The sequence below is a fragment of the Streptomyces sp. KR55 genome (assembly GCF_052245645.1).
In the GTDB taxonomy this organism is placed as follows: domain Bacteria; phylum Actinomycetota; class Actinomycetes; order Streptomycetales; family Streptomycetaceae; genus Streptomyces; species Streptomyces flavusporus.
This window is the reverse complement of record NZ_JBQQCE010000588.1, coordinates 1-5,222: the sequence shown is the minus strand read 5'-3', so window position 1 is coordinate 5,222 and position 5,222 is coordinate 1. Positions and strand designations below refer to the sequence as shown.

The following is a 5,222-nucleotide window of genomic DNA, read 5'->3' as shown; positions in this document are numbered from 1 at the left end:
GGCACAGGTCGTCCGGCGTCAGCCTGATGGAAGCTGGCTGCGCCTGCTCGACCAGCCCGAGTTCGTCCCACCCGCCCGCTGACGTCAGCAAGTGGCCCCTCAAGATCGTGGTGATTCCAGGGGCCGCTCCAGCAGGGCCCGTGCGGAGTCCGCGTAGCGCATCGCGGTCTTCTCAACGAGTCCGAACACCTCGGCAAGGTGGAGTGGATCGGGGCCTTTGACCATGGCTTCTTCGAGGTGCCGGTCGACGCGGAGTTTCTCCAAGGTCGCGTCCTGTCCCCCAGTGCAGCACTCATCGCGGCCCTCGGAGGCACAAATTCCCTTTCCGCTCCGCCAAATTCCCTGTCCCCACAGCGGGTTGCGTGATCGACTGTGGCTCTACGCAACCCCATTGACTGCACCGGAGCCACTTTGCCCATCCGCATCACTGCCCTCACCGATCCCGACCGTACCTCTTCTGGCTATCGCCTCGCGTGGCTGGCCAGCGGGGATGAGGGCAATCCGCTCGGGTCCGCGTTTCTACGGGTGTTCACCCGGGAGGGCCAGGAACACCTGGCCGAGCTGCAGTTGAATGTGCATACGGCGGAGCGGCGCAGGCGGGTCGGGTCGCGGCTCCTCGAGACGGCGGTGGCTGCCGCGCGGGAGGCGGGCACGCGGTCGGTGATCGCGCAGGCCGACGCGGGCACGCCCGGCGATCACTTCCTTGCCGCACGTGGCTTCCGCAGGGTGCTGACACTGACGTATGCCCGGCTTGCGCTGGACGAGTTGGACAGCAGCAAGGCTGACGAGATCAACGCGATCGTCGAGCGGCCGCACCCTGGCTACCGTCTCGCGTCATGGCACGGCACCGTCCCGGAGGAACTGGCCAAGACCTTTGCCGACTCGCGGCGCGCCATGGACGACATGCCGATGGACGACACCGACTACGGTGTCGTGGCCTGGGACGTCGAGCGGGTTCTGGCCGCTGCCAAGGCCATCGCCGAGCGCGGGGAGCTGCTCACCACCGTGGTCGCCGTCGACGAGTCGGACGGCTCGATCGCCGGCTTCTCGGAGCTCGTCGTGCCAGGCGACGGCAAGGGCGAAGGGCAGCACTACGGCACCGGCGTACTGCCCGAGCACCGCGGCCACGGCCTCGGCCGCTGGATGAAGGCCGAGTCGATCCGCCTCGCCCGCACCAACCACCCCGAACTCGCCGGCCTGGTCACCGATACGGCGGACAGCAACACACACATGCGGCGCATCAATGACACCCTGGGGTACGACCCCACACACAGGGCCCTGGAGTACCAGCTCGACCTATGAAGCCCGCGGGCCGGGAACCCACAGCCGCGATTCCCGCAGCGCGACGGAACGGTTCCCCTGACACGACCCGCCGGACCCCGAGCTACCTCAACCGATCCGCAGAATTTGACAATTACTCCTGGCCGACGCCCTCGCCATCCTCACCGACGCCGGCCGGATCGCCGACGAGGCCCGCGCCGCCGAATAGGAGGCCCATGGCCGCTCCCTGGACACGGCACTGGCCTACGAACACGGGCGGGTCAACGCCTATGCCGGCGAGTACGAGGACGCACTGGCCGTTCTGGAGAAGGCCCTCGCTTTGCTCGGCGAGCCGGGACCGGAGGACGACCTCGTCGGCGAGTGGGCCGAGTGCGTCCGCCTCGCGGGTGCCGTGGAGGGCATCTACCTGGAACACCCCGCCCCCGCCCTCACCCGCCTCGACGCGGCGGTCTCCTGCCTGACCGCCCTGGCCACACCAAGGAGACCGAGCCGCTCAACTCCTTGGCGGCCCGGCTGCGCGACGAGGAGTGACGCGTCGGGCGCGGTGCCGGGGCGACAGCCCGCCCGGCACCGGGGCGCCCGCCCTCCTCGGCCCACCGAACCCATCGAGCCCTGGCCAGACGGTGCAGTTGCAAGGCGGCGGAGGGCGTCAACGCGGAGCGTTGGCAACCGACGACCACGCCGCGGGGTTGCGTGCCAGACCCGCGACCGCGACCAGATCCGCCGGACAGGCCCTGCAGCATGTCTCTTGGTGGGCTGGTCCGTTCGGCTGCTCCGCAAAGAGTTCTGCGGCTCCGTGGGGCCGATGGGGGCAAGTGGACGCTGGATACCTGGCCGTCCATCCAGCTCCTTCATTGATGCGTCGGCCGCATCAATGCGCAGATTCGGCGTTGGCCGGACAGTCTTCCGTGAGGACAAATCGCGCGTACTCCAGAGACTCGACGTACGGACGATTCTGCGCACCACTGGATGGGATTCCTGCAGGTCACGATTGATTCAATCTGCGAGTGAACGGTGTGACTGACAGGTGTGGCCCTCTGCTCCTCAGCTGCTGAAGGGTGTGGCATGCGCGGATTCGGCAAAGAACGATGCACGGTCGCGGGGTGCCCAGCCAGAGTCGCTCCAGAATGGACCCCCAGGCCAGTGGTCTGGGGGTTGTCTATTGTCCGGACCCTGCCGGAAGTGGCCCAGCCGCGGGCGCAGGATCTACCGAGAGCGTCCGGGTTGCGGACTGTGCCAGGGTCAGCAGCTAAGCCCTGCCCCGATCCGCCGGTCCTGGGCGTGGAGCCGAGCGTCGATCTCCGCCACCAACGGTGTGTCGTCCGCGAGCTCCGGGGCGCCGAGGATACGGAGCAACTCGCGTACCGCGTCGCCCTGATGGTGCTGCCAGGCCTGCCGCAGTCTGTCGGCTGCCGGATCATCGATCCGCTCGTCCCGGGTGTATCGGGCCCACGCCGCGAGGGCCGTCGCCAGTACGGGGGTGTCGTGGCCCGCGGCCCGCAAGTCCCGCAAGGGTGCCAGCCATCGCTCCGGGATCTTGAGCGAACCGTCCATCGCTATCTGCTCGGTCCGGTGGTGCATCGCGTGGTTGCCGAAACGGACCAGCAGGTTGTCGACGTACGCGGGGATGTCGAGGTCCGCTGCCGTTGTCAGGCTCTGGGCGACCTCTGTGGCGTAAGCCCGCACGATCTGCTCTCCCCATGGGGTGCCCATGACGTCGGCCACGGTCCGGCATCCGGCGGCCAGGCCCAGATAGGCGAGGAGTGAGTGTGAGCCGTTGAGCAGCCGGAGCTTCATCACCTGGTAGGGGGCTACATCGGGGACCAGCTGTGCCCCGGCGGTCTCCCACTGCGGCCGGTCGGCGGCGAAGGCGTCCTGGAGCACCCACTGGGTGAACGGCTCGCCGACCACGGCCCCTTCGTCCCGCAGGCCGAGGGCGGCTTCGGCGGCGTGCAGGTCGGCCGCGGTGGTCGCGGGCACGATGCGGTCGACGACGGTGGAGGGGAAGGCGATCGAGGAGTCGATCCACTCCAGGAGGCGGTCGCGGTCGCTCCACGAGGTCGCGGCCACGAAGTCGAGCACCAGGCGGCGTACTACCTGGCCGTTGTCGGCCATGTTGTCGCAGGGAGCGATGGAGAGCGGAGCGCTCGTGTGACGGCGCGCGCGCAGTCCGGTGGCCAGCTGTCCGACCACGGTTGCCGGGACCGGCGCCCCGGCCAGGTCGCTGAGCACCTGGGGGTCGGTCAGGGCCAGCCCGCCGCCGACGGGGTCCCGTCGGTAGCCCTTCTCGGTCACTGTGGTGGTGATGACGGTGGCGTCGGGCGAGGCGATCAGCCCGGTGAGTCGCTCACCGTCGTCGGTCGCGTGGAGTACGTCGGTCACCGAGCCGACCACGCGGGTCCGCGGGCCGTCGGGCTCGCGCAGCGTCAGCGAGTAGAGCCCGTCCTGGGGGCGCAGCGCGTCGACGACGGTGCGGCTGCGCTGCGAGACGCCGACGATGCCCCACCCGGCGCTGTGCCGGGCCTCGGCCGCTTCGGTGTAGACGGCCTGGTGGGCGCGGTGGAAGGCGCCGATGCCCAGGTGCACGATCCGTGGGCGCAGGGCGTCCGGGTCGATTGCCGGTCGGCTCTCGGGCGGGAGGGCGCCGAGGGTCTTGCGGGAGAGTCGCTCGTGGGTGGTCACCAGTCGTGCACCGATCCGTCCGTCCTGCGGCCCACCGGCAGGTACTTGGGGTTGTACGGGAAGCGCGCGGCCGCCTCCTCGTCGAGTTCGACGCCGAGGCCCGGGGCGGGCGAGGGGTGGAGGGCGCCCTCGTGGAACTCGTACGACGTGTGGAAGACCTCGTGGGTGAGCGGGGAGTGCTCCATGTACTCCTGGATGCCGAAGTTCGGCACGGTCACGTCGAGGTGGACGGCGGCGGAGAGGCTCACCGGCGAGAGGTCGGTGGCGCCGTGCGAGCCGGTGCGCACCTGGTACAGCTCGGCGAGGTTGAAGATGCGCCGCAGGTGGGTGATGCCGCCGGCGTGGGACACCGAGGCGCGGATGTAGTCGATGAGGCGCTCGGTGATGAGCTGCTGGCAGTCCCAGATGGAGTTGAAGACCTCGCCGACGGCGATCGGTGTGGTGGTGGCCTGGCGGATCTGGCGGAACGACTCCTGCAGTTCGGCGGGTGTCGGATCCTCCATCCAGAACAGCCGCAGGTCCTCGAGCCGACGGCCGAGCCGGCCGGCCTCGGTGGGGGTCAGCCGGTGGTGCACATCGTGCAGCAGGTGGAAGTCGAAGCCGAACTTCTCCCGTACCTCGGTGAGGTAGCCCGGGGCGAAGTCGAGGTACGCCTCGGTGGACCACAGCTGTTCCTCGGGCAGGGAGGTGGCCGCGGGTTCGTAGATCGCGCCGTGGCGTACGCCGTAGCTGCCCGGGGAGCCGGGGACGGCGGCCTGTGCCCGGATCGCCTGGTAGCCGAGGTCGCGGAAGCGGGCGACGTCGTCGAGCAGTTCGTCGACGCTTCCGCCGCTCGCATGGCCGTAGACCATGGCGCCGTCGCGGGCGCGGCCACCCAGCAGGTCGTACACCGGCATGCCGGCGACCTTGCCCTTGATGTCCCAGAGCGCGATGTCCACGGCCGCGATCGCGGTCATCGTCACGGGGCCGCGGCGCCAGTAGGCCCCCTTGTAGAGGTACTGCCACATGTCCTCGATGCGGTCGGCATCGCGGCCGATGAGCAGCGGGACCAGATGGTCCTGGAGGTAGGAGGCCACGGCGAGTTCGCGGCCGTTCAGGGTCGCGTCGCCGAGGCCGGTCACGCCGTCCGATGTGGTGATCTTCAGGGTGACGAAGTTACGGCCCGGCGAGGTGATGATGACCTTCGCCTCGGTGATGGTGGCCATGGGTGCTGCTCCTCTGCTGTGCCGGGACGACAGGTTACCGTGGAGTGTCAATGG

Annotated in this window: 4 protein-coding genes and 2 pseudogenes; 3 read left to right on the top strand and 3 right to left on the bottom strand. The window is 69.4% G+C overall.

Features of this window, described 5'->3' with window-relative positions:
* Positions 1-82 (top strand): annotated as a pseudogene (locus tag ACTWQJ_RS46005) (DUF4440 domain-containing protein); the annotation flags it as partial.
* Between the two features lie 17 nt (positions 83-99).
* On the opposite strand, the gene ACTWQJ_RS46000 reads toward ACTWQJ_RS46005, so the two are convergent.
* Positions 100-264 carry a hypothetical protein gene (locus ACTWQJ_RS46000; protein WP_443312341.1) on the bottom strand — a complete coding sequence of 55 codons (165 nt, stop codon included), beginning with the start codon at positions 262-264 and terminating at the stop codon, positions 100-102.
* Positions 265-411: 147 nt separating this feature from the next.
* Here ACTWQJ_RS46000 and ACTWQJ_RS45995 point away from each other — a divergent pair, with 147 nt between their 5' ends.
* Positions 412-1,302, top strand: a complete 891-nt coding sequence (locus ACTWQJ_RS45995) for a GNAT family N-acetyltransferase (protein ID WP_443312340.1) — start codon at positions 412-414, stop codon at positions 1,300-1,302.
* A gap of 118 nt (positions 1,303-1,420) precedes the next feature.
* Positions 1,421-1,812: pseudogene (locus ACTWQJ_RS45990) on the top strand (hypothetical protein); the annotation flags it as partial.
* 711 nt (positions 1,813-2,523) lie between these two features.
* On the opposite strand, the gene ACTWQJ_RS45985 reads toward ACTWQJ_RS45990, so the two are convergent.
* Both ACTWQJ_RS45985 and manD read right to left on the bottom strand, forming a co-directional pair.
* Positions 2,524-3,963: a mannitol dehydrogenase family protein gene (locus ACTWQJ_RS45985; RefSeq protein WP_443312339.1), complete on the bottom strand. Its 1,440-nt coding sequence runs from the start codon at positions 3,961-3,963 to the stop codon at positions 2,524-2,526.
* Positions 3,960-5,168, bottom strand: a complete 1,209-nt coding sequence (gene manD / locus ACTWQJ_RS45980) for a D-mannonate dehydratase ManD (protein WP_443312338.1) — start codon at positions 5,166-5,168, stop codon at positions 3,960-3,962. Before manD ends, ACTWQJ_RS45985 begins: the two co-directional genes overlap by 4 nt.
* Positions 5,169-5,222 lie beyond the last annotated feature (54 nt).

Excerpts from the sequence above, each read along its gene's own strand:
- manD (WP_443312338.1), bottom strand. The coding sequence starts at position 5,168 with ATGGCCACCATCACCGAGGCGAAGGTCATCATCACCTCGCCGGGCCGT.